The organism is Leptolyngbya sp. Heron Island J (genome assembly GCF_000482245.1).
In the GTDB taxonomy this organism is placed as follows: domain Bacteria; phylum Cyanobacteriota; class Cyanobacteriia; order Phormidesmidales; family Phormidesmidaceae; genus Leptothoe.
Map to the genome: position 1 here is coordinate 1 of NZ_AWNH01000108.1, position 25,529 is coordinate 25,529.

Below are 25,529 nucleotides of genomic sequence, written 5' to 3' on the forward strand. Positions count from 1 at the left end.
GGTGCGACGTGAAAGTTGCACTTATTGAGTGAGAGGTCGTCCTCTCTGGGGATGTTCTTCTCCCCATCGTCACGTAACGGAGTCACTGACTCTGCCTACGTTGTTAGTAAGTAATGAACGCAATGGAATGCAAGGCACGAAAGCAAGACCACTGATAGCCTCCAACCGGTGGGAATGCAAGACGAAGACTGTTAAGGGTTAACGCCAGTGAATCATCATACGTTTCGTTACAGTAGCCGAGTGAAAGAGGCTGAAACACTCTGACCAAAAGGTAAGTGGGTGAGCTATCAAAGTCGATCAGTTGATAGTGAAGAATTCGCACTCCCACCGGAATATAGATGGAACCCGAAACAGTTGACTCTCATAGGTGCGGAACACGGTAAACCCGATGGGTTCTTTGAGGGGATTGACCTATCAAAGTAAGCAAACCGTAAGGAATGCCGAGAGACCCAGCGGGTAAAGGAATCTGGAGAAAGCGAACGCTGTGGGTAATGCCGCAGATAGAGGTTCAAACGTTACCTTGACCTGAAAGGGTGCTGACTTCCAGGGGGTCTCAACTGATAAACCAACGTAAGGGAACCTAATCTTTGTGAAAGATAGAGTCGGCAACGACATCGGAGCAAAGCCACCGTTAACGGACTGGTCTTCCTTAGATTGGAAGAGCATTAACAAACGTGTGCGGAACCTGAGACAGCGAATTTATCAGGCGACCGAGAAACACCAGTGGAATCGGGTGAGAAGCTTGATGAAACTGATGCTGCGCAGCTACACAAATCTGTTGTGGTCAGTGCGACGAGTAAGTGAACTCAACGCCGGACGAACCACCGCAGGCATTGATGGTCAAACGGTTTTAACGCCGGACCACCGGGTAAAACTGGTCCATCAGATGCACGTGTACAGCCTAGGGCAGGTACGCCCGGCCAAACGGATCTATATCCCCAAAGCCAACGGCAAACAACGCCCGTTAGGCATTCCCTGTATTCGAGACCGTGTCGCGCAAGCGATGGTTAAGAATGCATTGGAACCGTCTTGGGAAGCACGCTTCGAGGCTAACAGCTACGGGTTTCGCCCCGGTCGCAGTTGCCAAGATGCGATAGACCAGACGTGGATTCGTCTGAACAAAGGTCACGACAGTTGGGTGTTAGATGCCGATATTCAAGGCGCATTCGACAACATCAGCCATGACTTTATTCTGCAAGCGATTGGGCAATGCCCAGGTCGAGAGCTGATAAAACAATGGTTGAAAGCAGGATACATGGAAGCGGACGTGTTTCATTCCACCCCAGCGGGAACGCCGCAAGGTGGCGTGATATCGCCACTCTTGGCCAACATTGCACTCGATGGCATGGATGCCCTGCTCAAGCAGTTCCATGATATCAAGCCCTATAGGGTGCCTGCCTCGGGCAAACGAGGGAAACGCAAGGTTAGTCGCTATGGCTTCATTCGCTACGCGGATGATTTTCTGGTGACGGCCCGCAGCAAAGAGGCCATTGACGCGGTGATTCCGATTCTCCAGGATTGGCTGGCGGTGCGCGGACTGCGATGGCATCCTCAGAAGACTCGCATTATCCATAAGGATGAAGGTTTCGACTTCTTAGGATTTCACATTCAATCGCGACGGGGAAAGTGCCTGATTACACCTCAAGCAGACAAGGTGAACGCCAAACTGCATGAGGTCAGAGCTTGGCTCAAGGCCCATCTGCACACCCCGCCAGAATTCGTGATTCGATTTCTCAATCCTCGGTTACAAGGATGGGGACACTACTACCGACATGTCGTTAGCAAGCGAGTCTTCAATGCGATGGATGACCAGATTTGGAGAGCGATTTGGCGATGGTGTCTTAGACGGCATCCCAATAAATCCAAAACATGGGTGGCCAAGCGCTACTTCCAAACCCTAGGCCATCGGCACTGGGCATTCGCCGCGACGATTCAAACTTTGGCCGGTCATCAGAAGACGATTTCACTCTTTCGATTGGACTCGTTGACCATTCACCGGCATATCAAAGTTAAAGGCTCCGCTTCCCCGGACAACCCCAACCTTCGCGACTATTGGCTGCAGCGGCAATTGCAGCATGGCAAGCGGTATTGGGCCAAAGGCTCCAAATATTATCAGCTGGCACAGCGGCAACAGTGGCGCTGCCCCCAGTGTGGTGAGGCGTTGGTCGCTCCAAGGGGAGGTATCCATGCTCATCATCTTCATCCAGTTAAACTGGGAGGACGGGATACGAATGCGAATCTTGAACTTTTACATGCTCACTGTCACAGGCAAGTGCATGGACAGGCAGCCGCTGCCTCTCGATTGCAGGAGGCTTGAGCCGGATGAGAGGAAACTATCATGTCCGGTTCTGAGGGGGGAGAGGGGCTGTGAGGCTCTTCTCTCCTACCCAACAACACTCGGAGCAGCAAGTTGTGATGGTGCTGACTTTAAAGGATGGTTCGTATCAAGAAGCTAGTTTTAGTGGTAGCGATCGCATCGTTTCCTCTACATTGCCAGATTTTGCCCTGACTGCTGAGCAGGTTTTTAACCCACCCGAATAAATCACCAGCGACTTGATGCTTTGTAAGGACCGTCAAGAATGCCTGAATACTCTACCAATCAAAAAAATATTAATATTTATTTCGAAATAATTAAAAGCATTAATTTCGACAACAAAGGCTTTCAAGCCTAATACATTTGCAAATTTTACAGTTAAGAACTTGTGATTGTGCTGAGTAAATCTTGGGTGTCTTGGAACCTCCATAAAACTTAAATAAGTCAGTTCCTCAAAAGCTTGTCTCAAGCTTTTTTACTAAAGGGTAGTGTAGTTCTGTATTACGCACTGTTAAGGAGCCGCACCAAATGGTAACTGTCTTTTTATCCGAATCGGTTTATCTAGGCAATCCTTAATAAAAATACCTACAATAAGGGCGTAATAAGTCGATTGCCTACTGTCGAGTATTGTTTGGTTAATGTTACTCTTAGATAGCTCATCGGAGATTTCTCAAGACTGAGCTACTATAGGCGATTACCTTCTTAGCTTCCTGATTCGAGCAGTAATCTATTCGAATGAAATATACGTTAAATGATTTACAAGGTGTTTTTATCTAAAGTTAATTTGCACAAACAATGAGGTTTGTATTATGAACCTAAGATGGGCTAGATTACTTTTTTTTCGATCTCTTATTGTGTTTTCGGTAGTATCTGTAGTTCTAGAGAGTCCCTCTATGGCCGAAAATGAGATCTCCTCAACTAGTGTGGCAGATGACTCTAGCATTACTTTTTATTGTGGGACTTCCAGAGAAAGTCAATCAGCAACTCCAGCAACAATTATCGATAGCCCACTAGGTACTTATACTGTAGTTCAGTGGACTAAGGAGTTTTATCCTGAGACGAATGAAACTCCAATTGAGCGCTGTTTAAGCGTATCTTCAGTTTTTCAAAATTACTACAAACAAGATTTGCTTAGTGATATTTCGAGTGAAGAGTTTCGTGATACTACAGCAATTTGTACATCTGACTCATCAAGAGCTTCCTGTGCAAGAGTAATATTTTTGCTCGACGAAGGAGAAAATGGACAGGAAATTGCCGAAGCGTTGCAAGGTGCCCTCAGAATCTTATTTTCGTCAGACACATCTGTATCGCCTGATAGAGAGCTTATTGCCTGGTATTTAGAACGGGTAAATGGGATAGGTCCTAACAGCACCAGAAGACGTTTCCCGATCTATAGAGAAGCACCTGAAGGAATTCCTCAGCGCAGATTATCTGGCGGTACTCGCTAAAGAAACAAAATAAGAAAACAAACAACTATGAGCAAATATCTAAAATCTTAGGATACTGATTTGCATAGCCTGATAACCAATCACAACTACGCTCCAATAAGCCACTTAAACCTTCTAAAGGATAACTGTTTAGAGTTCCATTTCTTTCCAAGAACAGTAGCTTATTGTTTTGAGAAAAGGTAATATCAACAATACTATCATTTGGATTGAGCTCAGCTACTTGCATGCCTGCAAAGCTCCAAACTTTTATACTTCCATCGAATCCAAGTGTTGCAACCATCTGTTCATCAGGATTCAAAGCAACCTTTCTAACTCTATCTTGATAGCTATTAAAACGCAATATCCCTTGTTGCAGCTCTTGAAGATTCCAAATAAAAATTACCCCTTCCAAATCAGTAGCAGCAAGGTAATTACCTCTAGGACTGACAACAATATCTCTTATAAAACTTTCTCCTTTGCTTCTTAACGTATATTCTTGATTAGTAGGTAGCTCTAAAAGCCTGATTTCACCGTTGCCATAAGCTATTGCGACTGTTTGAGTGCTTGGCACAACACTGATGTCTACAACCAAGCCTTTATCTTCAGAAGCTATATGTTCTCCTTGAAGTTCACCTGCTTTATCCCAAATTTCAATTATTCCATTGAAATCTCCCGTAATCAAATAGTTGTCGTTCCAAAAACTAATGCTAGAAAGAGGACTATATGTTCTGAATGGGCGAAATTCTTGATCACGTTCTCCTAAAAAGGTGATACTGCCATTGGGCTCTGCCAATGCAATGTATGATGCATCGGCATTAAACGTTGTCGCGCTATTCAAGGGGATTCTCTGTCCCATCTTTTTTTCGACCCTTCCTTGCGATTGAAGTTCATTTAAAATGATTTGCAGTGCTAAGATTGGGCTAGTTGTGGGATATTCCGAAAATGTAAGCTTATCTATAAGCTTTTCTAACTCTTTTCCAGCAATAACAGCTGAGATTAGTATCTGAATATTTTTCTCGTTTTCACTTTCTCGAGTAAATGCAGAGGTTTCCAAAAGTTGTTCTGCAACTGCTCCACCGATTCGAAATTGATTTATAATGGCAACTCCTGTCTGTTCAAGTTGAATGCCTTTCTGAGCAAAATCAGCTGTTCTTTTAGCATCTTCCAATTTCCTCGTGACATCATCAAGAAGCAAAATTCGTTTGTCTAATTCTTGTTCTATATTTTCTTGCGATTGTGCTAATTGGGTAATATTTTTCTCTGCGAGATCGGCACGTTGAAGAGCTTCGCTAGCCTGAGATTCTGCTTCGTTTAATTTTCGTGAAGATATTTCTAATTGTTCACTTACCTTTTTTACTTCTTTACTAGCTTTTTCTTCTTCTTGTTTTGCAGAAGATAACTCTCTATTGATTTCTCTATTGGCATTATTGATTTTTTTGTTTTCGGCAAGGAGAACCTTATTTTCCTTTTGAAGGCTGTTCCTCTTATTCAAAAGTTTGCCCATGTCTCTTTCGAGTGCTTCTTTGTCAGTCTCAGCTATTTTTGCTAAATTAATGTTCCATATTGCAATTCCTCCGGCTGCTAACGCCAAAGCCACCATGACACCTAAAATGACTTTGCCACGTCTAATGAGCCAACGTGCTTTAAGGTTGGCTGCCTCCAGAATTTGAGCTCGTTCTCGAACTGCTTGTTTGTCAACTTCCTGGCTTGCTGATAAAAACTGGTAATCGACCTCTCCTAGACTTTTTTCCTCAGCCCAAGCTTGTGCATCTTCAAGCGATTTACCCCTCAACAGCTTTGACTCATCCTGCCCTTCTGAAGCCATCCATGCATTCAACGATTCTGCATAAGGTCTCAACTCGGCTAATGCTCTATCTAACCAAGTTAGATTGAATACCTCTGCATAGATCCGGTTGTAAACTCGCAAATAACCCGCCTGCTTAACTACCAATCCTGTTAACCGCAGTTCTAACTGCTCAGAACTGTCATCAGCTATCACTTCACCCTGTCGTAAAATCTGTTGATAGAGTCCAAGCAATCGTCCCGTCCGTTTATCTCCACTGCGCAATAGCCGATCTCGAATTGTCTTCAAATGTTCTGGAATATCCTGAGCTTCCCAATTTTCAATTATTTGTTCCCGGATCAAGCCTTCTAACCATTTTGTCTCCTGCTCTCCCGTTGACGGGAACTCTGTTTGAGAAACCAGTTTGCAGACTTTCTGTGTTAGGAATGGTTGTCCTCCAGTCCACTCCAGCACAATCTGCATCAGATTTTCAGAATGATTTCCCTTTGAGGTCAGTCCTTGTGTTAACGGTGTGGACTCTTCTAATCGAAAGCCTGATAGCTCAATTGGAAGACCAATATTAAAGGGCGTTCGTTGTTTATCTTGAATCAGGTCTGATGGTGTACATACTCCCAAAAGTACAAATGTCAATCTTCGATGCGCTGAATTGTCTGCTCGCTGGTTATAGCACTCTCGAATAAATGCAAAAAAATCGTCGGTGTCGAATGGCAAATTTAGAACACTATCAATCTCATCAATAAAGATCACGATGTTTTGGGGAATTAACTCCAGCAAAACATCTTCAATGAAGTGGCTGAATCGTTGGATGTAAGACAGTAGATGGTTTTCTTCCCACCAGGCCTCAAGATTGAACTGATTACGCAACCGCATTGGACGAACAATGCGGTTAATCATCCCCACATACCATTGCTCTTCTGTGATTGACGTACCAATGGCCGTGATATCGATGGCAGCGCAAGCTATTTCCTCTGCTTGCAGGCGTTTCATAATTTGAACTCGCAAGCTAGATTTGCCCATTTGCCGGGAGTTGAGCACATAACAAAACTCGCCCCTTTTGACAGCAGCATAGAGGTCGTCATCTGCCTGCCGTTTCACATAGGTTGGCGAATCAACAGGGAGGCTACCTCCTACTTGGTAATCAATAGGGTAATTTGGTGTGCTCATGACTTATGACACCTCCAGTCGGTCCTTGAAGTATCTGCAATAGAGATCACATAAGGGTATTACATTATTGCCTTGAAAACGCACTAACCCCATACTTGAGAGCTTAAAAGCGTCTGTTGCACTAATCGAAACAGGCTTGTCTTGAGTCACAATCACTTCTTTAAAGGCCTGTAACAACGCTTCATTTTCCCCTAGATTATGTAAATGACGTCGCAGATGCTCACTGTAGGCCCATTCTTCGGTTGGGCCAATCTCTATTAGCTTTGCCATTGTCATATCCTTTCTGGCAATGTGATATAAAGCCACTCTGACTAAATAGGGATGGCCACCCATTAACTCCATCAGTTGATCAACTTCCGCATCAGACCATTCCAAGCCATGACGTTGAATCAGATCCGCCACTTGTGTATGAGTTAGGGGGGGCAAATCAATCGGGATTCCCACATTAAAAGGTGACTGGTTACTATTCAGGGGGATATAGACTTCTTTAGAGTGAGTGATGACAATACGAAGATTCTGCCAAATCGGATTGATTTTAGATTCTTCGTGCCAGGCTCGTAGCAATCCAAAAAAATCACTAGCTATCTCACGATGTAAAAACAACTCATCTACTTCGTCCAAACAGAGAACTAACGGCGATGAGATGGCTTCAAGGAGATAGTATTCAAAATAATCAGTGCATTTGTCATTACCACCCATTGGACTTTGCCAATATTCATCTAACTTATTGGGCAGGTTCAACTTGCGAGTAATGCGGGCACAAAACCAGTACAGAAAACTATCCAGGCTAGACAATACTTTGCCACCAGAGGCTTGTAGGTTCAGGAGTACTACTCGGCAGCCTTGCTCTACAGTATGATTCAGAATCCTCAGCATCAATGAAGACTTGCCCATCTGCCGAGGAGCTTTAATGCGAATCAGTGCCCCGCGCTTGATAATCGTTTCATAGCATCGTTCTTCGATTGGTGGCCGCTCAATATAAAATGCAGAGTCTAGTGGTACCTGCCCTTCTGGTTCATCAAGGGCAATAACCGGCGAGGACACATTAGGAGTGGTTAGTTTTTCAATCGATTCTGAAACGCTAATATTACTAAGATGCTCTTTTGGGGCTGGGGAAGCATTACTTGGAGGGCGACTTTCGACTAAGTCTGATTTGCATTTCAGTACAGGTGTCAGATCTTCTGGGATACCTGCCATTAGGATGCTGACACGAGCCAGCTTAAAGGCTCGCTCAATTGAGCAACCCGAACCCAAAGCGTCATAAAAACCGATGGCGAATTCTAAGGCAGCTTTATCGCCAATAGCCTTGTTCATACCAATCACATAGGGCACATGCTCAGCAATAGCAGTTGCCTGTACCTCTGAATAACATGCATTCAAAAGCACGCAGTCTACCGCACCTGCATACAGTTCAAATAAACTGGCTAAAGCTTCAGTAGACACTAACTTGGTTTGGCCAGTCGCATCTTCCATCACCAAACCATCTTCTCCAGTTCCATGGCCAGAGAAATGCACAATATTAGGCTCAAAGTCTAGCAGTGCCCGCTGCATATCCCGAGGACGAACTGCCCATTTTTGTTCTAAATTAAAACAGTCTCGGTTTTTAGCAATCCGTAACGCCTCATCAATTTCCCGAACTTCTTCATCCAAACGTAATTGCGTCGTCGCCTTTGGATTAGCTGCCAAAATTAGGATTCTCTTGACCGCATTACCATTGTCCATGCCGAGTCCAGGGATTGCTTTTTCAAATTATATGGCTTGTATAGGGATGAAACCGCATTCTTAAGCTCACTATTCGATAGTGCGATGTGAAACTTCGAGGCGCTCAAAATTTTAGGAATTTAGGCAATTTGGGTTTATGCCCTCTAGTGCATAGTACGAAACCTAGGATTTATCTATAAGGTACTGGTAGCAATTCATTTCCTGTCAATTGTCATTGTCCAGTTCTGACAAGCTGATCAAGGTACTCTTACCCTCTCTGGACAGTTCTACTTTTCCCTGGTTTTCAAGCTGCTTCAGTAGTTCCCCGACTTCCTCTGCATTAAATCGTTGAGCTAGCGCATTACGTTGAAGCTCCCGCTGTGTGGCTTGTCCACCTTGCCCAAGCAGGTAATTGACAATCGTTGACAATGGATCGTCAGCCTTTTCAGAGGCTCCCTTTTGATGTACAGCTGCCAATCCCCAGGGCCTTGCAGGTTCTACCGAATCGACATATTTGTCAGAGAACCGATCGATCAGCGTCTGGTTTACATGTAATGCTTGCAACCGCTCTGTTTCCGTCGTTGCTAGAAAGCAATCCCCTTTTCCCAGTAGGTTTACGGCTGATCCGTCGTCATTGCCAAAAATCATGCGACTGTCTGCGTCCGTTTTGGTACGCAATGCGATCCGTCCTGGGAGGTTGGAGCGGATCAACGGTGTGAGGACTGACGCTTCAGGTCTTTGGGTGGCCACGATGAGGTGGATGCCGGTGGAGCGGGCTTTCTGGGCAATCCGTACCATGGCTGTTTCTAACCGCTTGCTGGTAGGTAGTTCCGATTCCTCCTTCAAGGTCTTGGCAGGTAGTACGCACATGCAATCGGCCAGCTCATCAAATACGGCTAGCAAACGTGGCATGGGTTTAACCAAATGCTTCTGGTTGTACACGTCGATATCTTTGCAGCGGGCAGCGGCCAGCACCCGATCGCGATGGTCCATTACCTGACATAGGTGCTCCAGGGCATAGACTGCCTCGGTGGCTTCTGACACTACTGGTCCATAGAGCCAGGGAATATTCTGAAAGTCAGGAAACTCAGAGCGTTTGATGCTGATCAGTAGTACCTTGGCCAGATCCGGGGAATAGCGCCAGAACAGACTGTAGAGCATGGCGCGAATGACGCCGGATTTGCCGCCGCCTGTAGTGCCGCCCACGAGCAAATGGCAACTGTTGGCATCGGAAATATCCACTTCTCTTAGGGTGCCATCTAAACCTACGCCTAAGGCTAGGGTGATTTTTGAGGGGGGTGACGATCGCAACTCTGACTGTACATAATCCTCAAATAGGACAAACTGCCGATCCGGACGCGGTACGTCCAGGGCCACACAGCCTGATTGGGCGGAAATGATCGGCACGGTGTCTAACCCCAGATGGACTTTCAGGTCAGTGGCCAGAGCAGAGATGGCCGATACCTTCACCCCCAAGCGTGGCTTGAGTTGGTGTCGGGTGAAGGTTGGCCCTGGTACTTCTCCCAAATAATCCACCTGCACTCGAAAGGCTTTGAGCACTGAGACGATTTGACCACCCATGCCCTTGGGTAATGGTTCTGCTTGGGAAGCTTCAGGGTCCGTTCCTTGATTGGGTTCATAGGCAGGTAGGTTGAACGCCTCTTCCGCCATCAAGACATTCCAGCCGGTTTCAAATTCTTGGCGATTGCTGACTACTCCCAATGCCATCGCTACCTGAATAAGGTCGCGCCAGATTTGCTGCCCGGAGACGCCCTGAAATTCTTGGGGATATTCTTGGGTGTATTGGTTTGCGATCGCACAAAACTGCTTGAATCGTTGGAACTGTGCGGGGGACATGATGACTTCCTCTAAACATGGCAAAGGGCGACTACCCGGAAGCAGTCGCCTGATAATGGGTGTGTGGGCTGACCTACACCAGTGAGCCGGTGATTAGCCAGTGCAGACCAACTGCGCCAAAGGCCCCCAGGGCAAAGCGAGTACACCAGGCGACTTTGCCATTGCCATCGCGGAAGAGATCGTTAAAGATCCACCAGGCGGTGGCCACCAGGGGCACCAGTAAACCGGTCTTCCACATGGGGAAATAGTTGAGATTCTCCAGCAGGAGAGCGACCCAAAGGGTAAAGCTGGCTGTGGTTAGGGGCTTGGGATTAGGCCATTCGGAACAGAATTTGAGCAAAGTTGCAACAGCAACAGTCCAGCCGAAAAATACGAGATGGTCCATCCCTGGTACCAGGCGTGGAGCCAGGAAAAGGCCCGCAATAGCAAGGAGACCAGCAAAGCCTACTGCTGCCAGTAGTTCATCTCCAGAGGATTTGCCCAGGCTAAAGTTTTTGATGCCCGGCATCGGGGTTGAGGTTCCGGCACCCTGGACTGGCGGTTGCATGGTGGAGATTAGCCGCTTTAGTTCATTAAAACTCATGGTGTTAGTCCCCCTCGGTGATAAGACCAATACACAGCACTGTGAGCACAGCGAAGAAAATGGCTAGAAACCCATTGGTGGACTCTCCTCCAGCTGTTGCCTCAACCTTGTTATCTACAGTCAGATTGATGGTGGGGATCATCGGCGGGGGCGGCGGCATGTTGAATTGTTGCTGGGCCAGCTGACTCAGGAGATCTCGATGGGCTTGTTGTTGAGCTAACAACATCTGTTGCAGTGTTGCCATGTGGTGGGTCATCTGCTGCGCCTGCTGTTGTTGCAGTCCCTGAAACTGGCTGATCAGGGCGCAGAGTTCCTGTTCTCGATGTTGGGCCAGTCCCTGGCAGATATCTGCCACCATCTGGGCGGTTTGGTAGGGCTGAGGGATGAGATTAAATACGTCATAGAACAGCTGTTGCCGCTCGGTGTCGAGCTGGGTGGGGTGGATGATGTCACCCGCTAGCACAGGCATGGTATTGGGACGTCTTACTAAATGTGTCATGGTTCATATCGGTTGAATTAGGTAAGGATCTGCAGGGATAGAAGAGAGTTTGAGTCTGGTTAGTTTACGGATTTGTTAATCGCTGGGGGACCTCGCCAGCGCGGTGGAGTGGGTCAGTTTTGGAGATAGGGGATGTGTTGGCGGCAATTACAACAAGGAGTAACAAGATTGCGCCCAGTGCAATTTTCATCGTTGGTAACCTCCCTGGAGTGGATGGTATGGAGATTCATGGACCTATTGAGGTGGGAAATAACAGAAATATCAGGACCAGAGGGGAGCTAGATGGGTGCCAGGATCCCTTGGAGTGGTGGACTGTTCTGGAAGGGTGACGGGCTGAGCAGTTGGTGTTGAGGGCACCTCAGGCATGGTGTCAGCGCCTGGCTCCAGCTCCCACGTGGCCTTCAGGTGTCGTCCGTAGCGGGTTAAGAGCACTCCCACCACTTCGGTCAGGCTGCCTAGCCGAGTGTTTTCTTTCAGGTCATTGGCAATGGTGAGATGCTCTTCCCGCAGGACAATCCGTGCTTGCGCCATGGCTTAGTCCTCCAACAATCCATAGAGGCTGATGAGTTGGGGGCTGGGCTGTTCAGGAATCTTGAACCGTCCGTTGCTGGTCTCGGCCAGAGCCGTGGCCAAGGTAGCCGATCCACCGACAATTGAACTTCACCAATTTCGGCAGCCTGCTTGACCCAGGTTTCTCGTAGGGTGGCCTGAATATCCGCCAGCCAATCCTGACGGCAGCGCTCGAACAGTCCGGCAAAGCTCTGGCGCGGACCAATAGTGAAGGTGCCGGTGGCAATGGCATCCATAATCAGCCCCAAATCGGGACTATATTCGGAGCGAGCCTTGAGGGCAGCGGCAATTTTATTGGCCAGGTCAAAGGTACCGGGCAGTTTCACATCAGCGGCCCGCTCAATCAGACCATTGGGCAGAATCACCCGCGCCAGAGCCGTTCCTCCGCCGAGATCGAGCACGGCGTTTTTGCGGTGATAGCTAAACAGACCCTGATTCCAGGCATAGCGCCAGGCACTGAGGCATTCATCGACCACCTCCACCCGGTTGATCTTGGCGGCAATTTCCACCCCATTGCGTTTGAACTGGTGCAGTCCCTGCAGGGCGGTTAACCGTTTTACGGCTTGCTGATCACGGGTATCGGGTGTGGTGACGACCAGGGTATCAATCAGAATATGGGTGCGATCTTCCGTTGGCTCCAGGGCGGCAAGAAATAGCTTTTGGGCCAGGTTGGCTTTGCTGTGTTGGTAGGTGGGCTTTCCCTTCAATTCTTGGGCGACTTGACCGACCACGTAGCGGACGCCGTTGGATTCGATAATCATGGTATCCGAGTCTGGCAGGGCATCTTCCCAATCTTCCAGGGGTTTGATGTAGGAGGGAATGCAGCGAGGCTGATGGTCTGGGCTAACCCATTTGATGAAGCGGTTACCGCCATCAAAGGCAAAGCGGCGATAGGTGAGGACGCTATTGGGTGTTTGGGTGACGGGTTGCGTGCTGGTTTCGGCACGCTCAATGGCAAGTTTCATAAAGGTCAATGCCTCCTTGAAGTGATGTGCGATCAGGTTTGACAACTGCTTATAAGCTCAAGTCCTGACTGAAAGAGCAAGTACGAAATGCGGATCGTTTTGACGTACCTGTATCTGATTACATCATATTTACATCTAATAAGATACGTAATAGGTGTAATTAAATACGAGGCGCGTCTAAAGCGATGTAAGGGGATAGACTGATGTACGAGTTGATGCAAGGGCAAAGTGTGAGCAAGCGGATTAATGTAACCCTGCCGGATGCGGTGGCTGAGCTACTAGAGAAATGGGCCGATCATGAAGGACGACCCACAGCAAATTTGGCAGCTTACATTATTGAGACGGCGGTGCGTGAGGCTGAGACGAAGGGCAAGTTTCCAAACGTAATTGATGATACGCAGGCTAATCCGACAAAAGACGATCACTGAATGGGCTTATTTTTCAAGCTCCCATTCACTGAAAACCTTTTTTGACGTGTCAAAGTTACATAACCTTGTTAGGTGTACTACATGTAGGGTTTGGCAAAAAGATTGGCGCTATTTATAGCGGATAGTCATGCTGTAAGTAAATTTATGTAATACAAATTTTTGCTCATTCTATTTAAACAACGCAAAGCTTGCTAGATCTTTGATTTAGAACGTATATCTTGGAAAAGATTCAAAGCTACAAAAACTAGGCTTTATGAGCGAAAACTCCATGGAAACGGTTCCATTCCTGGTAAAAATTCCTAACGAAGATGAAGAAACAAAGGGGCTTTTCTCTCCAGATGCAGACGTTGCACTCCAAGAGATTCCAATTGAAAAACTGAAACAGAACTTAGAGCGGGTATGCAACGGTATGGCTGTGGCCTTAGAGGATATTAAGAAGGTTGGTAGCTTTAAACTCAAGGAAATCACAGTTCAGGTAGAGGTAAGTGCTGAGGGAGGAGTAGAGTTTATCGGTACCGCTAGTTTGGGAGGCAAAGGTGCAATTACGCTGACCTTTTCGGAGTAAAACATGAAAAAACGTCGCGCATTGTTAATTGGAGTTCCAGATTACGAAAGTGAAGCAATTGAAGACCTTACTGTTGTCCGCCATGATCTTGAAAATCTTCATTCAGCTTTAGAGCAATCTGGTTACTCAGTACGCTCTCTTGGTACTGAAGGGATTCTTCAAACGGGCCGCAGTAAGATTTTACAAGCATTGCGCCAGGAATGTCGCAGATCAAAAGGGGTTGATACGTTACTTTTGTATTTCTCGGGGCATGGAATACACTATCGAGGACAAGACTATCTGATCCCATCAGATGCTGTGCTTGAGGATGCAGATTTTATTGAAGATTACTTAGTCTCTACGGAACTAGGGCATATTATTGATCTTGCTGAGGCCAAAACAATATTGTTCTTCATTGATGCCTGCCGTGAGGGTGTCAAGTTGGATGCCAAGAATACTTATTTAGCTAGTTGGAGTCGTGGTGAACGTAGAAAGGCAACACAGCGCAGCTTTGTAATTGTTTTCTCATGTGGGCCAGGCCAAGTGAGTCAGTTTGTGCCTGGAGATGAAGGATTTAGCTTGTTCTCTAAGGCGCTTTCCGAAGTTGTCGAGCCAAAACATCCAGCTTGTACTTTGGAAGATATTATACAAGCGACTCAAGATAGATTAGATGCCTTGGTTGCTGAACATGGCAAACGATCTCATGAAATTCATCATTTTTTTGAAAGCTCTGTTAATGATGATGTATTCTCACGAGTGATTTGTGAGGGTACATTGTCTGAAACTATTGCTGAAGAAGGAATTGATCCCTGGAGTAATGCTGCCTGGCAATCGCCATTATGGAATGATGATGAAGCAAAAGATAACCCACATATTACACAACTCAAACAGCAAGTTTTAGAAATTATTTCTATTTGTTGGCAACAGTGGCAGCGTGCCATTTCAAGATTGCCAAACGACCCCTGGCGAGACGCAGAACTACCAATTCGAGTACTAGAATCCCTTGACTTACTAGTTTTACGTTCTGATCCTCAAGTAAAATTATCTTCTGCTGAAACAGCGTTAATAGTTACGATCCCTTTTTTAAGAGAGGCTGTTCTAGCTAGTGGAATTGTTCATGCAGCTGAAGCAAATCCTTTGGCACTAGGCAAAAACGATACATCGTCAACTTTTCGAGATGCACTTGATAAAACTCATCAAGGACAACTTCGCTTCTTCCGAAAAGCCCAGAGACTTCAAGATAGAGGATGCCTTGATGATAAGAACGCTATATTAGCGTGGCTTATGTATCAATGTCTTTTTACATCTTTAGAACTCTGGCAACCCAAGTCTGAAGGTGGATATCTCTCTGAAACTTTTATTGGCAGCCTGGATCGAATTCGCTGTTGTAGCTCTCGATTAGTCCAAGAAACGCTATCAAGAAAGAGGTTATTAGAGTTGGCTCAATGTGTTTTCTCTAACTTAGAACGCATTGATCGTGATGATCGACCTGGTGGTCTACAAACTAAACTCACTGTTGGTCGATATCGAGAAGAACAGATTATTCGGGAAAAAATGCTAGCTTACCTGCTTCACCTGGCAGGTGCTCTGGCAGTAGACTTCCGGTTGCTTTCAGATGTTCTGGTTGATCACATTGGGTTATCTGATCCTCTGACACCTGGACAGATTCGAGAAACAGTTTGCCAAGCACGCTGGAATCCGTCTGGACGCGGACGGGTATTAAGAGTGATTTGTAGCCATCCAGCAGTTGATTTAGCTTTACATCAACATGTTGAGATTGCCGACTCGGTTCTAACTCAAATCTTTAGACAAGTTGGCGAAAAACGGCATGGGATAGAGGCTCTAGCAGGTTTACCTACTCACTTTATGGCAGATGGGATAACGGCTGAATATCGAGATGGAGTTCCTGTTTACCAAACACCTCATATTAATTTTCAACTTGCCCATGATGAGGTACGTGAGTTGCTTATGGGGGAGCAACTCTATGGTGATCCAATGCTAGCAATACGAGAGTTATATCAAAATGCTTTGGATGCCTGTCGTTATAAGGAAGCGAGGGTCACCTATCTAAAGCAAAAGAATGAGTACGATGGCTCAGAAGAGAATTGGAATGGTCAGATATTGTTTCGGCAAGGAATTGAAGATGGCAGAGCTTATTTAGAATGTGAAGACAATGGAATTGGAATGGGGATTCAGCATTTATATCAATGCTTTGCCCGTGCAGGAAGACGTTTTGCAGATTTACCAGAATTTATTGAAGAAAAGGCTGAATGGTTAAAATGTGATCCACCAGTCTATCTATATCCAAATAGTCAGTTTGGAGTTGGAGTGCTTAGTTACTTCATGCTAGCTGATGAGCTAGAAGTAGAAACATGTCGCTTAGATCGTCATGGTAAGCCTAGTCAACGCTTGAAGGTTCACATTCCAGGAAGTAGTGGCCTTTTTAGAGTTCAGAAATTAGAAGTTAATCATTATTCAGAGATACGGACAGGAACACGAATTCGTTTATACCTGAATCGTACACATCACAAAGGTAAGCTAATTTCTTGCATTGAAACATTGCGAAAACTGCTTTGGGTTGCAGAATATAAAACAGAAGTTTCTCAATTTGGGAGGCATGAGGTATGGCAACCCAATCAGCTTAAACATCCTGAATATCCTCCAAGCTATTGCCTCAATATAGAAGATACTGATATCTGGTGGATTCCTGAGAGCGAATATTGGTGGGTTAGCAAAGGATGTATTTTATCTGATGGATTGTGGACTGCTGAAGCCCAACCTGGCTTTGTATTTAATTTGCGTCGCGATAAACTTCCAAAGTTAACGGTAGACCGTAAGAAGATTGTTGAATGGAATAGAGCTTGGGTTCGAAAAACTTTGATAGAGAACTCAGAGAAGTTACTTGAATATAAACATCTCGATTTGAATACATTATGGAAACTAGCACGAAAGCATCCTCCCGTAGCTTCCAATATTGTTAACATCCTCTCAGAGAGAGAAGTGAATATTGAGTTGATGAATAAAAGTACAAGCAATGTGGAAGTACCAATTGCTAAGCTTGGATGCTATGAACTCGATACTTGGCTGGGTTACTTCAGATATGGACTTTCTGTGAAAAGTATTGTAAATCAAGGAACAATTCCATGGTGGATACTTCCTTATCGAGTGATTGCATGGGAAAAGTATGGATTATTCAAAATCTCAGAAGATTTTTTGAATAGTTTGCCTAAATCAATGGATCCCGATGTGCTTTTGCGACCTGAGCCTGGAGATGGGTTGGCTATTGAAGAAGATTTTCCTCCGGGGGGGTATGGATATGATGGACTTTCTGAATATGCTCCACCGGCACATATAATTCATGCTGCGTACAGACTTGATGAGCCTCTAAAGACCACGGTTCAACGATTTCAAAAATTTTCTCAACTAGGCTTGAAGATTCCAAAAATTGCTTTAGAGGACTTAGGCTTAATCAAAATAGAAGAAGAGGACATAATTGCTTTATCCAGAAGAATTGATGATGTATTTGATCCTTTAGAAGAAAGAGATAAGATCTCATGGAGAAGGCCTTGGCTAAAAAATATAATTCCATCATCGCAAATAGTTCTAACATCAACGAGGCTAAATGAATCAATTCCTGAATCGATTAAGCGTTTTCAGAAATTTAAACCTTTGGGCCTAGATATAGTTGAACCTGATTATGAAAAGCTCAAAATTCTCAAAGTCAGTCCCGAAGACATGATCGCTCTTTCGAAAAAATTAGATGGAGAAGAAGCATGGCATAGTAATTTCATCTCTCCAGCTCAGATAGCCTTCTCTGCAAAAAGGCTGAATGAATCTATAGCTTCTACACTGAAAAGATTTCAGAAATTTTCTTGTATTGGTCTGAGACTTCCTTTAGTAGATATAGAAGCCTTGTCTAGATTTGCAGCGAATGAAGAAGATTTTATCGCACTTTCTGAAGGAGATCTAGGTAACAGGTCGGCTTGGCCTGAAACCCATGTATCAGTGGCTAAGATTGTTCAAGCTTCATGGAGGCTAAATGAATCCTTGAGTGATGTCATAAAACGTCTTGCAAGATTTGCCCCATTAGGTTTGTTGATGCCAGACATAAGTGCTGACCAAGTCAAGAATATCTCCATTGAGCGTAATGATGTAATTGCATTTTCAGAAAGTATTGATTCTAGCTATTCTCTTGAGGGACACTCCTGGAAAGATAATGTTGTTACTCCAGCTCATGTAATTGCAGCTGCTAAGAAACTCAATGAGCCCGCAGTTCAGGTGATGAAGCGTTTTCAAAAATATGTACCATTAGGTTTAAAGATTCAGCAGATGGATTTGGATGCCTTAGCGGAATTGATTGATTCGGAAAATAACCTGATTATCTTCTCTAAAAAACTGACCGATGGTTTGCAAGACTCTCATGATTTATTAAAAAATAAGGTTCATCCTACACAAATTATTCTTGCTGCACTAGCTCTTGAAGAACCAATTTCTGTGACCTTGAACCGTTTTCGCCGTTATGCACCTGTGCTAAATCTTAGTTTGCCAGAAGGTAGCCCTGATACTTGGAAGTTATCTTCTATTTCATGAGAAGGGATAAAATCAGGGGTTTGCAATAGAGACAAACCTACAATTCTGATTCTTTTTCCATCCTACTCACCAAGCTCAACTCTAGGAATATGAGCAAGTCCTGCTCCACTTTGCTGTATATCTTTCGCAATCTCCTGACGAATCAATCCAAAGCGCTGTAGATCCTCTCGTGTTAACCAAGCCTCTAGTTGATAGAAGCTCTGCCCATTCTGTTGCTGAGTTCGCAACGTCAAAATCGTCTCCGGTAGATGCGTCGCATCTCCTTTAAACTCAATATTCAAATTCCGCCCCCGCTCCACAATCGTATAAAACTGCTTTCCCTCAAATACCCGCTGCCCCCTAGGCTGATGCCTACAAAACCGCTCCAATATCAGCACAGCCGTGCCCGCAATTTGCTCTGCCGTTTTGCGGTCTACTGATATCGGTACTCTGGTCTGAACAGGCTTCACGTCAAATCATTAATAAATGGATTTAGCCCCGCCATAATCGCTGCATCCTCCCCCAGGAAAGCTCGCAGTTGTGGGTCTACCGGTCCTGAGTCGGTGGTTGGTTCCATGGTTATGGGTGCTTTTGAGGCAGCGATCTCACCCCCTGACTTTTCCACGGAGATCCCATCCCCCCTCGCCTTAACCCCTCGGCCACCATGCCCCAACGATAGCCCGCCCAACCCAGCCTCCAGTCCTAATAACTCCGGCAAAAACTGCTCCTGAATTTCCAAAATCTGTGTCGTCAACTGCCGAATCGAACGCAACGCCTGCCGTCGCACTTCATTAGCTGACGCATCCACTGCCACCATTGCAAACGGAGCATAAAACCCATTCAATGCCTGGCGGGTTCGATAATGCAGGTCATGACGCGACTGCCCCCGGCAATAGCCAATCACCGCTACATCCAACGCATCCCGGCTAGAGTACTGAATCCGTGCCTTTGTTTCCCGTTGACTTGTCATCTGTCTGAACTTTCCCCTTCAATAACCCGATAGATTTCAGAACCGTTAGCGCGTCTTCGCTGGAGTGCCGTTGTACATAAACGTCTTGAACAGCCCATATACATCGGCCCATCGCACACTGGTAATCAGGTCCGGTTCAGCCGTGCCAGACTCACCCCGTAATACATCCGTCATTTCCTGACGCAACGAGTCTGCCCAGGTGATTTGGGGTGTCAGCCCCCGCTGCTCAAAAAACTGGGTCAGCTCAGCTTGAATAAAATAGGCGGCACCTCCACCGACGATCACATCTACTTCAGCTGACGGCAGCCACTCCACCAGGAACTGATTCACCCGACCAGATAAAACTCACGGGCATAGCCACAGGCTTTGGCTAACGTCAGCGGTTCCCGTCGCCCTGGAATGCGGAACGTTTCATGGCCCCCCAATACAGCTTCTAGCAAGGCCGGATCATCCGATGCGATCGCAAGCAATTCCGTTGCACACTGTTTCAGATATTCCACAAACCCTGGCCCCTGGGAGGTGCTGTTCATCTCCTGGGGTGTACTGCCCTTTTCAAAGGTGAGGATGGATAGATTGCGATGGCCAAACATCAGCACGACGACGGTGCGATCTCGAATCGCTACATTTGCCCGAGCCAGTTGTAATCCCTTGGCCAGATACAGGCCAGCTCCCTCCGGCTGCATTTCAATCCGGGTCAGCTGCCCCAACAGGGTTTTGCCTCGGAAGCCAAATTCTGCGATCGCAGCCTGAATCTGGGCCTTCAGTTCTTTGCGGTCTTGCCAGTATTCCTCTAATGGCAGCAGTAACCCTATCTGGGCTTCAAACTCATAGCCGGTTTCTGTGGAGGCTTCTCCAGAGTGGGTCTTTTCGGCGATTACTCCTAAGGTGGCCAGGATTTTGTAAACGGCGCGATCTCGTTTTGGCAGGGCCAGACCGGAGTCGCCTTTTTGTGCGATCGCTAGTGCCCCGATCGCATAGGCGCTGTTGCCCACCATCACATAGGCACTATCCTCTGGTTCCTGACTGGTCAACCCACCCAACATCAACCGGTCTAATCGTGTAGGGTTCAATCTGGCTACCTGTGGATCCAGGTGCAGTAATGAGGGCCTGCCATGCCAGTAGAGACATTTGGTGGCGGAGCTACCCATATCGATGTAGGTCTGAATGATTTGAGGCATTGGTTTGGCTGCCAGTCACAACAGTTAATCAACTACTTGAAGAGATTGTTATCGCCCATCAAAAGCTGGTAACAGCTTTATTCTGATTTGGCTGCCCAGTAAACGACATCTTCACGACTTGATTGTTATCTTTGGCAAAATAAATCACTAAAGTTATCTCATATCTATTCTTGAGAACTCTGGCAATCACGACTTATTGACGACTTGAGCCTGTTAGAAAAACGGCTCCTGAACTTTCCAAGGCAATGACTCCTGCAATTTATAGCCAGTTCACGACTGGGCCACGGCTCTTGACTGACTCAATCACAACTTCTGTCGTTAATCCCTACTCAAAATCTCTTTCTTGAATCACATCAGTGATATTCAATAACAATGTTGTACACCCTGGATAGGGCATATCCCCAGGATTCTCACTGAGTTACAACAGAAGGCATAGTCTCACACCAGGGCCAGATACTTTCTCCTGGTGAAGCAGTATTAGTGGATCGAATAGGCGAGCTACGCCACTCCACTCTGTTTCGTTGCTTCGCGGTTCCACACACCACGCCCAGCCATGGGTCAGGGGATTCTGGAAACCCTATATAGCAATTGTTCTAGCCATCGGCGTGCATTGTCTCTCATTAATAGCATTCGAGCAAAGACCTATGGGTAAAGGATTTAGCGTATCGCTGCCCCTCGAAGAGGCAGCCATGATCGAGAAAGAAGCCAGTCGTCTGGGGCTGCCTGCTGCCAGCATCATTCGCTTGATGATGCGCGATGGTCAGCAGCGTCGCGAGCTGGAACAACAAATGGATGATATGAAGGCCCGCATCGAGACATTGCAGATGCAGTTTCAGGGTCTGCAGATTCTGTTGGAGACTATCGCTCTGGAGCAGGCAAATGCCCGAGGTCCGCAAATTCTGGAAAATCGCAAAGCTCTGATTCAAGAAATCCGTAAGCGTCAGGGCTTTGTAAGCGGTTAGGAGGTGGTCCATGCTTAGCCTTACAGTTATCAGTGCCAACCAGGGTGAAACCTATTACACCGCCGAGAACTACTACTCTCCCCAGGAGAACCAACAACATTCCAACTGGTTTGGGAAGGGAGCCAACCAGCTGGGGCTGTCCGGGCAGATTCAAGGCAAGGCTTTCAAGAACCTTCTGCAGGGTTACAGTCCTAGCCGTACTAAGACTCTGTCTGGCCGCAAAATCAATCCTGAAACACGGCGAGCGGGCCTGGACTTGACCTTTAGTGCTCCCAAGAGTATTAGTCTGGCGGCCCTGGTCGATGGTAATGAAGCGTTGGAGCAGGCCCATCGCACTGCGGTGAATCGCACCCTGGCGATTATTGAAGAACGCTATGCTCAGACTCGTGTTCGTACCTCGGCAGGGCGGAAGGCGATCGGCACCGGCAATCTAATTGTTGCTCAGTTCCACCATGACACCTCTCGTGAGAAAGACCCTCAGCTGCATACCCACTGTGTGGTGATTAATGCCACTCAGTTGGAGTATGGTCGCTGGCAGTCTCTCCATAATGATGTGCTGTTCAAGCAACAAAAATTACTGGGCATGATTTATCAGAATGAGCTGGCGGTCGAGGTGCAGCGTTTGGGCTACGCTATTGAGCCCAGAGCCCATGGTCAGTTTGAACTCAAAGGTTACTCACCCAAGCAACTCCAGGCCTTCTCTAAACGCCGAGAACAGATTTTGGAAGCGGCTGGGGAAGAGGCCACCGCCCAGGAACGAGAGTTGGCTACCCTGATGACCCGTGCGCCTAAAGGCAAGGAGATACCCCGTGCAGAACTTCAGGCTTACTGGCAGCAGCAGGCTCAGGTGTTGAACCTTCAGCATCCTCAGTCTCAGCTATTGAACTGGCAAAGTCTTCCCAAGCAATCTGTTCAGGCTGGTTTGGATCATTGTGCTGAGCGAGATGCGGTGTTCAAACGGGAAAAGGTGGAACGCTTTGTTCTGGAGAATCATCTGGGCCAGCAGTTGTTTGAGGATTTGGAGCAGACGCTTGAGCATGATCCGCAGGTGATTCATACGCCGGACCAGCGGATCACGACTCAAGCTGCCGTCCTGCGAGAGTTGGATACGATTCGTATGGTGCTGGAGGGACGAGGCACGGTGGGGGCAGTTGCTTCGACAACGCTGGTGGATGAGTTTCTGAAAGACCAGGGACTGACCGCTGGTCAGCAGGCGGGTATCAGGTTAGCGGCCACTACCCGTGATGCGTTTATTGCCTGGCAGGGGGTGGCTGGAGCGGGGAAAAGCTATGCGTTGAATCTATTTCGTCGGATTGCTGAGTCTCAGGGGTATCGGGTTCGAGGTTTTGCCCCCAGTGCGGAAGCGGCTAAGACGCTGGGGGAGTCTGCCCAGATTCAGCAGACTGAAACGGTGGCAGCGTTGATTCATTCGCAACGGCAGTCGGAACCTGACAATGATGAAATCTGGGTGGTGGATGAAGCGGGGCTGCTGAGTGCCAAGGATGCCCAGGCGCTGATTGAGCGAGCCAGGGACCGGCAGGCCAGGGTGATTTTGGTGGGGGATACGAAGCAACTGTCGGCGGTGGAGGCGGGGAATCCGTTTAAGAGTTTGCAGCAGGCGGGTATTGCTACGGCCTATCTGACTCAATCGTTGCGGCAGAAGAATCAGCAGATTAAGGCTGGGGTGGATCTGATTGCGGCAGGCAGGATTGCAGAAGGGATTGAGCGGTTGAAGCCGTTTATTTATCAGGTGGCGAGTGAGGAGGCGCGGGCACAGGCGATTGCTCGTGATTATTTGGCGCTGACTCCGGAAGAGCGGGCTAAAACGCTGGTGCTGGCTGGCACGAATAAGGAGCGGTTGGCGATTACTCAGTTGATTCGGCAGGGGCTAAAGACTGAGGGGACTTTGGGTAAAAGTTTGCTGGTGAAGCGGCTTAAGGTGAGGGATTTAACTGAGGTGCAGGGTGGCTATGCTCATCATTTTCGGCCTGGGCATGTTCTGATTCCTAATGCCAGTTACAAGCGTTTGGGGCTTGAGAAGGGGCAGCGGTATGAGGTGCTGGCGATCGATACTCAGCAAAATGTCCTTACTCTTCGGGCTTCTGAGGGGGCTGCTTTGGTGGTTGATCCGGCTCGGGTGAGGAAGAAGTCGGTGTATGAGGTGGAGGAAATGGAGGTAGCGGTGGGCGATCGTCTGAAATGGACGAGGAATGATCGCACGCTTGGACGTCGGAATGGTCAGGAATTTCAGGTGGCTGACATTAGCAATGGTCAGATTCTGGTTCGCTACCCAAGTGACAAAATAGACAGTCTCGGCCAGTTAGAGCTTCCTCATCTGGATCATGCCCTGGTCACTACCACCTACGGAGCCCAAGGTAAGTCAGCGGAACGGTTAATTGGGGCATTGGATCGGTATGTGGGGCGAGAGAATTTTTATGTAACGGTGAGTCGGGTGAAGCAGGAGTTGAGATTGTATGCCTCGGAAGAGCGAGAGGCATTGATTGAACGAGTTCAGAAATCCAGAGCTAGAGAAAATCCCCAAGATGCGCTGATTCGAAGTCATGAGGAAGACCTCTTAGCGCAATTGGTACTTGAGCCAACTGATTGGGGACGAACTCAGCCTATTAATCCAACACCAGCAACTCTGGAACTTGACTAATTTTCTTTAAGTTTCAAGATTGTTGGGTGTGGGAAATCGGCAGGATGAAAATATTCCTAAACATCGTTGATCGATTTTGATGCAAATTCTCGCAATCACTCGACAGAATTTGGCTATACAAAATGTGCTTAAGGTTTGCCAGAAATCACTTGCAGCAGGTCATCATACTTTTGTAGATCAGGTCATGGGGGGTAATTCATGTTAGACAAACGTATAAAGCTCAAATATATAGCTTTCATTCTTACTTTGTTTTTTGGCATTGCTATAGCTTTGGTCATTGGACTTTGGGTAAAAACTACCGACTCCAAGATTAATGGGGAGATTCGCGTAGAAGTCGTGAAGTCTCTTCTTCAGTTTGCAGTCATTATTATTGTCGGAGGTACAGTAACGGCACTATTCAAGTTGATCGAAATAGAACGAAATAGAAAGCAGCGCATTACTGAACAAAAGCGTAATGAGAATAGGATTCGGGCTGAAATACGCACAGACTATCTAAAGCGTCTTGGAGTGATTTATCGCAATGTTAAAGCATCACGGCGTGCGCTTCGGGCTATAGGACTGACCACAAAATATAATAATGCTCCTCAATCTTTATCTCCTAAGCATATGGAGACTTACAAAAAACAGATGATTGAGATCAATAACGCCCAACTAGCACTCGAAGGATTAAAGATAGAAGCTAAAAGCCTTCCCGCCTTTATCATACTGCCAACGTTACACAGTAATCTTGAACAAATGGAGGACTACCTCAGACAAATCTTAGGGGAGTATGAAAAATATGGCCCATTGTTTGATATTGGTACCAGCGTCAATTTTTCTGACCTCGAGCGACTTGCAGAATTTACAGGAAAAACCAAAGCGTCTTTTCAGTTCAAAAAGTACGCAAAAAAGACTAATTACCGATTAAAGTCTCACTTTTCTGATGTCTATGAATCTGTCATCGGTATGATAAGACATCAATTAGTCTAAGGCTAGCGCGAAATGTTTGAGTGAACTATCGCTGCTTAGGCATTGCTTGGAATTAAACATGGATACTATCCTGTCGATATATTCTGCATGTGAAATAAGTTGATTTCCTATGATTCAGCCCCAGCTTTGTTTTTATTCAATTAATGATGAAATAGAATTTAGCCTGATTTAGTGATTCTCAAATAGTTGAAATCTTCCTGATTTCTCCCTTCAAGGGATTCAATCAACCCCAATCCAATAAGAAATATAGGTTTACCCATAGCTCACTTAGATTCTCGCCTAAAATTGGGAATTATCTGATTGAAAGCTTAGGCTCCTTTAGCAACAGAGATTCCCACGAACGATTTCAACCCTGCGTTACTTAGT

The 25,529-nt window shown here is 46.5% G+C and carries 21 protein-coding genes; 9 read left to right on the forward strand and 12 right to left on the reverse strand.

The genetic code is table 11. From position 1 onward, the window contains the following. The first annotated feature begins 589 nt into the window (after window positions 1–589). The 3 genes from ltrA (at window position 590) to N836_RS68235 (ending at window position 3,762) form a co-directional block, all read left to right on the forward strand. Window positions 590–2,317, forward strand: coding sequence for a group II intron reverse transcriptase/maturase (ltrA, locus tag N836_RS68230; RefSeq protein WP_031291219.1), 1,728 nt, complete (start codon window positions 590–592; stop codon window positions 2,315–2,317). Window positions 2,318–2,367: 50 nt separating this feature from the next. Continuing rightward, window positions 2,368–2,541 carry a hypothetical protein gene (locus N836_RS76145; RefSeq protein WP_200867479.1) on the forward strand — a complete coding sequence of 58 codons (174 nt, stop codon included), beginning with the start codon at window positions 2,368–2,370 and terminating at the stop codon, window positions 2,539–2,541. 666 nt (window positions 2,542–3,207) lie between these two features. Next, window positions 3,208–3,762, forward strand: coding sequence for a COP23 domain-containing protein (locus N836_RS68235; protein WP_023076230.1), 555 nt, complete (start codon window positions 3,208–3,210; stop codon window positions 3,760–3,762). Between the two features lie 25 nt (window positions 3,763–3,787). On the opposite strand, the gene N836_RS73920 is transcribed toward N836_RS68235, so the two are convergent. From N836_RS73920 to N836_RS68265, 8 genes are all read right to left on the reverse strand, one after another. Next, entirely contained in the window at window positions 3,788–6,709 is a 2,922-nt protein-coding gene (locus N836_RS73920; RefSeq protein ID WP_023076231.1) for an AAA-like domain-containing protein, read from the reverse strand. A gap of 3 nt (window positions 6,710–6,712) precedes the next feature. After that, the gene (locus N836_RS68245; protein WP_023076232.1) at window positions 6,713–8,431 is read right to left on the reverse strand and encodes an AAA-like domain-containing protein; all 1,719 of its coding nucleotides are present in this window, start codon (window positions 8,429–8,431) and stop codon (window positions 6,713–6,715) included. Between the two features lie 204 nt (window positions 8,432–8,635). Then, complete coding sequence (locus N836_RS73925) at window positions 8,636–10,267, reverse strand: DNA translocase FtsK (RefSeq protein ID WP_023076233.1); 1,632 nt, start codon at window positions 10,265–10,267, stop codon at window positions 8,636–8,638. A 73-nt stretch (window positions 10,268–10,340) separates the two neighbouring features. Continuing rightward, window positions 10,341–10,850, reverse strand: a complete 510-nt coding sequence (locus tag N836_RS68250; RefSeq protein WP_023076234.1) for a hypothetical protein — start codon at window positions 10,848–10,850, stop codon at window positions 10,341–10,343. A 4-nt stretch (window positions 10,851–10,854) separates the two neighbouring features. Continuing rightward, entirely contained in the window at window positions 10,855–11,349 is a 495-nt protein-coding gene (locus N836_RS68255) for a hypothetical protein (RefSeq protein ID WP_152532287.1), read from the reverse strand. A gap of 64 nt (window positions 11,350–11,413) precedes the next feature. After that, window positions 11,414–11,539, reverse strand: coding sequence for a hypothetical protein (locus N836_RS77995; RefSeq protein ID WP_268744348.1), 126 nt, complete (start codon window positions 11,537–11,539; stop codon window positions 11,414–11,416). 71 nt (window positions 11,540–11,610) lie between these two features. Beyond that, window positions 11,611–11,880, reverse strand: coding sequence for a hypothetical protein (locus tag N836_RS68260; RefSeq protein ID WP_023076236.1), 270 nt, complete (start codon window positions 11,878–11,880; stop codon window positions 11,611–11,613). Beyond that, a complete protein-coding gene (locus N836_RS68265) occupies window positions 11,823–12,884 on the reverse strand; it encodes a ParM/StbA family protein (RefSeq protein WP_023076237.1) in 1,062 nt (353 codons plus the stop codon). The genes N836_RS68260 and N836_RS68265 overlap by 58 nt, the downstream gene beginning before the upstream one ends. A gap of 203 nt (window positions 12,885–13,087) precedes the next feature. On the opposite strand from N836_RS68265, the gene N836_RS68270 reads away from it, so the two are divergent. The 3 genes from N836_RS68270 (at window position 13,088) to N836_RS68280 (ending at window position 18,446) form a co-directional block, all read left to right on the forward strand. Beyond that, window positions 13,088–13,312, forward strand: coding sequence for a ribbon-helix-helix domain-containing protein (locus tag N836_RS68270; RefSeq protein WP_023076238.1), 225 nt, complete (start codon window positions 13,088–13,090; stop codon window positions 13,310–13,312). Window positions 13,313–13,580: 268 nt separating this feature from the next. Beyond that, window positions 13,581–13,877 carry a Pepco domain-containing protein gene (locus tag N836_RS68275; protein WP_023076239.1) on the forward strand — a complete coding sequence of 99 codons (297 nt, stop codon included), beginning with the start codon at window positions 13,581–13,583 and terminating at the stop codon, window positions 13,875–13,877. Window positions 13,878–13,880: 3 nt separating this feature from the next. After that, window positions 13,881–18,446 (forward strand): HD domain-containing protein, encoded by a 4,566-nt coding sequence (locus tag N836_RS68280; protein ID WP_023076240.1) that lies wholly within the window; start codon window positions 13,881–13,883, stop codon window positions 18,444–18,446. Window positions 18,447–18,508: 62 nt separating this feature from the next. Here N836_RS68280 and N836_RS68285 read toward each other — a convergent pair whose 3' ends face one another. Genes N836_RS68285 through N836_RS68295 form a run of 4 tightly spaced genes read right to left on the reverse strand, consistent with a single transcriptional unit; the run spans window position 18,509 to window position 20,573 of the window. Continuing rightward, the gene (locus N836_RS68285) at window positions 18,509–18,895 is read right to left on the reverse strand and encodes a hypothetical protein (protein WP_023076241.1); all 387 of its coding nucleotides are present in this window, start codon (window positions 18,893–18,895) and stop codon (window positions 18,509–18,511) included. Continuing rightward, the gene (locus tag N836_RS68290; protein WP_023076242.1) at window positions 18,892–19,395 is read right to left on the reverse strand and encodes a hypothetical protein; all 504 of its coding nucleotides are present in this window, start codon (window positions 19,393–19,395) and stop codon (window positions 18,892–18,894) included. The genes N836_RS68285 and N836_RS68290 overlap by 4 nt, the downstream gene beginning before the upstream one ends. A 45-nt stretch (window positions 19,396–19,440) precedes the next feature. After that, window positions 19,441–19,725 (reverse strand): hypothetical protein, encoded by a 285-nt coding sequence (locus N836_RS77760; RefSeq protein ID WP_023076243.1) that lies wholly within the window; start codon window positions 19,723–19,725, stop codon window positions 19,441–19,443. Beyond that, complete coding sequence (locus N836_RS68295) at window positions 19,722–20,573, reverse strand: ParM/StbA family protein (RefSeq protein WP_023076244.1); 852 nt, start codon at window positions 20,571–20,573, stop codon at window positions 19,722–19,724. Before N836_RS68295 ends, N836_RS77760 begins: the two co-directional genes overlap by 4 nt. A gap of 644 nt (window positions 20,574–21,217) precedes the next feature. On the opposite strand from N836_RS68295, the gene N836_RS68300 reads away from it, so the two are divergent. The 3 genes from N836_RS68300 (at window position 21,218) to N836_RS68310 (ending at window position 25,163) form a co-directional block, all read left to right on the forward strand. Beyond that, the gene (locus N836_RS68300) at window positions 21,218–21,535 is read left to right on the forward strand and encodes a hypothetical protein (protein ID WP_023076245.1); all 318 of its coding nucleotides are present in this window, start codon (window positions 21,218–21,220) and stop codon (window positions 21,533–21,535) included. Between the two features lie 10 nt (window positions 21,536–21,545). Further along, the gene (gene mobF / locus N836_RS68305) at window positions 21,546–24,194 is read left to right on the forward strand and encodes a MobF family relaxase (protein WP_023076246.1); all 2,649 of its coding nucleotides are present in this window, start codon (window positions 21,546–21,548) and stop codon (window positions 24,192–24,194) included. A 198-nt stretch (window positions 24,195–24,392) separates the two neighbouring features. Then, the gene (locus N836_RS68310; protein ID WP_023076247.1) at window positions 24,393–25,163 is read left to right on the forward strand and encodes a hypothetical protein; all 771 of its coding nucleotides are present in this window, start codon (window positions 24,393–24,395) and stop codon (window positions 25,161–25,163) included. The last annotated feature ends 366 nt before the right edge of the window (window positions 25,164–25,529 follow it).